Raw genomic sequence first — 3,774 nt, forward strand, 5'->3', positions numbered from 1 at the left:
AAAAAATAAGGGGGAAATGTTCAGGCTACCCTACGGATTAAGTAGAGGAGTCGCCCCTTTCTTTTTCTCATACGGTCAAATGCAATTGCTCTGGTGATTTGGGCGGGTGCATAAATTTTTGCTGGTATCTTTGCCATAGTCTTAATTTCCCTCCCCTTGTGGGAGGAAATACAAGGGAGTGGTTTCCTAAAACATTTGTGAGGGCCCAAAAAAATACTCACCAAAAATTTATGCACCCATTTGGACAAGAGATTACAAACTTTCTTCTGGAAAATGTTAAAATAGATTCATAGTGTACAGACAATATATAAACAGGAGGTAGACGTGCCCAGAAGAAATTTTTTCTTTACGTCCGAGTCAGTAACAGAAGGGCATCCGGATAAAGTAGCCGACCAGATATCAGACGCCATATTGGATTCGATAATAGTAAACGACCCCTATGCACGGGTTGCCTGTGAGACGCTGGTAACTACGGGATTAGCCTTTATAGCGGGTGAGATCACAACCAATTGCTATGTTGATATTCCCAGCATAGTGAGGGCCACGATTCGTGACATCGGCTATACGAGGGCCAAGTATGGATTTGACTACGAAACGTGTTCGGTAATTACGGCCATACACGAGCAATCACCCGATATTGCGATGGGTGTAGACCCTGGCGGGGCAGGTGATCAGGGGTTGATGTTTGGCTACGCATGTGACGAAACCCGGGAGCTGATGCCAATGAGCATCATGCTTGCTCACAAGTTGGCAATGAAACTTGCCGAGGTCCGCAAAGACGATGTCTTACCCTACCTCAGACCCGATGGCAAGACCCAGGTGACAATTGAGTACAGGGACGGCAGACCGTATCGGATCAACACCATAGTAGTGTCCTCACAGCACAGTCAGAACACTAAGCTCAAGGACCTTAAGGATGACATTATAGAGAAGGTCATCAAGCCTGTGGTGCCAGGTGAGCTGCTTGATGAGGAGAACGTCATATACCACGTAAATCCCACCGGCAGGTTTGTCACGGGTGGTCCTATGGGTGATACGGGCCTGACTGGCAGAAAGATAATCGTTGACAGCTACGGTGGAACGGGCCGACACGGGGGAGGGTGTTTCTCCGGCAAGGACCCGACGAAGGTTGATCGTTCGGGGGCATATATGGCCAGATACATAGCAAAGAACATCGTAGCGGCGGGTCTTGCCGAGCGCGTGGAGGTGCAGATAGCATACGCCATCGGTGTTGCACAGCCGTTGTCCATACTTGCCGATACCTCAGGCACCGGAAAGATTCCAAATGAGAAGATCGTAGAGCTTATCAGAAATCACTTCGATCTCACCCCCAAGGGCATCATAGAGAAACTAGACCTTCGCCGGCCAATATATAAAAAGACGGCAGCCTATGGTCACTTTGGAAGAGACGATAAGGACTTTACTTGGGAACAAACGGACATGGCCGATATACTCAAAAAAGAAGCCGGCTTATGACGCTACAGAGCGATCAGCCCAACGACTGTAAGGAGCGGTCAGCTCACATGCAATACAATACTACGGGAGGATTAAGATTTTGGTACAACACGACGTTAAGGACATAAAGCTGGCAGAGGAGGGTCGCCTCAGGATCGAGTGGGCTGAGATGGAGATGCCGGTTCTCAGGAGCATCAGGGAGCGTTTTGCAAAGGAGAAGCCGCTTACGGGGATACGTCTGGCCGCCTGCCTGCACGTTACCACCGAAACGGCCAGCCTTATGGAGACGCTCAAGGCCGGTGGTGCCGAGGTATCTCTGTGTGCCTCCAACCCGTTGAGCACTCAGGATGACGTGGCGGCCAGTCTTGTTGCAAACTCTGACATCCCTGTCTATGCCATCAAGGGCGAGGACAACGCAACCTATTACCGCCACATTATGGATGTGTTGGCATTCAAGCCCCATATTACAATGGACGACGGGGCAGACCTCGTCTCCACCATCCACAAGGAAAAGCGCGAGCTGCTTGCCGATATCGTCGCCGGCACGGAGGAGACTACCACGGGCGTGATAAGGCTCAAGGCCATGGCCCTGGACGGGGTGCTCTCATACCCGATAATTGCCGTAAACGACGCCTACACAAAACACCTCTTTGACAACCGCTACGGTACCGGACAGAGCACCATGGATGGCATCCTGAGGGCAACCAACAGGCTTATTGCCGGGTCGGTGTTTGTGGTCTGTGGCTATGGCTGGTGTGGTCGGGGGGTGGCCATGAGGGCAAAGGGGATGGGCGCTCGTGTTATCATCACCGAAATAGACCCGCTGAAGGCCCTTGAGGCCACCATGGATGGCTTTGACGTATTGCCCATTGTGGAGGCATCACGTATTGGCAACATCTTTGTCACGGTCACGGGCAACGTCAGCGTCATAGACAAGGGGTGTTTCAGCGTCATGAAAGATGGCGCTATCGTGTGTAACTCCGGACACTTCAATGTTGAACTGGCACTGGAGGACCTCGCCGCCATGGCCGTTAAGCGACGCATTATCAGGCCGTTTGTTGAGGAATTTCAACTCGCTGATGGCAGAAGGATATACGTCTTGGGCGAAGGTCGCCTAATCAATCTGGCCTCAGCCGAAGGACATCCCTCCTCGGTTATGGACATGAGTTTTGCCAATCAGGCATTGTGTTCCGAGTACGCCGTGAAAAAACATTCCGCAATGAAAAAAATTGTTTACAGCGTTCCCGTTGAAATCGACAAGGAGATCGCCAGGCTGAAGTTAAAAGCCATGGGCATCAGGATAGACGACCTCACAGAGGCACAAAAGCAGTACCTCAGTAGCTGGGAGTCCGGGACATAGCACGGGGCAAGAGTGTTTATGTCAGGGGGGCAGTTGCTTATATTATGATAGTAGTTGCCCCCGCCCCCTTCTTTGGCAAGGTACCCATGACTTTCTTCTGTATACTAAGAATGTAGAATCTTGGAATCTTCTTTCTATTTCTATGGTAACTATGCTTTTACGCATCCCGGATTCCTGGTCAAGCCAGTAATGACACACGTGGAAAACGGCTGCAACTATACATGTTCCTGGCTTGAACAGGGAATGGAGCAGGATTTGGCCGTAAAATGAATTTTACCCTGCTTTTTATAGCGCGTTTCGATTGCGTGCGATACAAGAAAAGAAAGGGGCGGCTCCGCCCCCCTTCAGAACCCCCCGCAAGGGGACCAGTCCCCTTGACCCCATTATTTTGCTACTCAAATATCATGCCTGAAAAAACCTACGTAATTTCAGTATACCATACTTTTTAAAGGGGATACGAATCTTGGAATCTTTATTGTGGGTCTGCTATAATAAATCAGCGGTATTAATCAGGTCAGAGACGGGAGGTACAATGGCACAGTACTATGATGTTACGCTAAAGGCGATACTTAAGGAGTTGCCCAGGCGCTTTTTTAAGATACTCACCGGTTTTGAGGTTGTAAAGTTTCTTGATGTCCAGTTGCCTTCTGTGGAGTACAGACAACCGGACTTGTTGGTTGAGCTTCCGGATGATTCCTTGCTGCACATAGAGTTGCAATCATCAAATGACAGCGATATGGAGTGGCGGATGCACTACTACTTTTGCATGATATACCACACATACAAAAAGGTGCCCAGGCAGTTGTTGCTCTATGTCGGTGATAAGGAGTTAAAGATGGGCAATGGGATTGACCTTGAGTGTTTACAGTTCAAGTATCGTGCAATGGACATCAGAGAGATAAATGCCATTGAGCTTTCGCAGAGCAAAGACCACGGAGACAGACTATTGTCCATACTGT

At 49.5% G+C, this 3,774-nt stretch carries 2 protein-coding genes and 1 pseudogene; all 3 read left to right on the top strand.

The window, feature by feature from the left end; translation table 11 throughout:
- Nucleotides 1–324: 324 nt before the first annotated feature.
- Nucleotides 325–1,476 (top strand): methionine adenosyltransferase, encoded by a 1,152-nt coding sequence (gene metK, locus HWQ67_RS14215; RefSeq protein ID WP_218253351.1) that lies wholly within the window; start codon nucleotides 325–327, stop codon nucleotides 1,474–1,476.
- A gap of 79 nt (nucleotides 1,477–1,555) precedes the next feature.
- On the top strand, nucleotides 1,556–2,815 hold the full coding sequence (ahcY, locus tag HWQ67_RS14220; RefSeq protein WP_218253352.1) for an adenosylhomocysteinase: 1,260 nt from the start codon (nucleotides 1,556–1,558) through the stop codon (nucleotides 2,813–2,815).
- 532 nt (nucleotides 2,816–3,347) lie between these two features.
- Nucleotides 3,348–3,774, top strand: a pseudogene (locus HWQ67_RS14225) (hypothetical protein); the annotation flags it as partial.

It is taken from the genome of Candidatus Magnetobacterium casense (genome assembly GCF_019173545.1).
Lineage (GTDB): Bacteria > Nitrospirota > Thermodesulfovibrionia > Thermodesulfovibrionales > Magnetobacteriaceae > Magnetobacterium > Magnetobacterium cryptolimnobacter.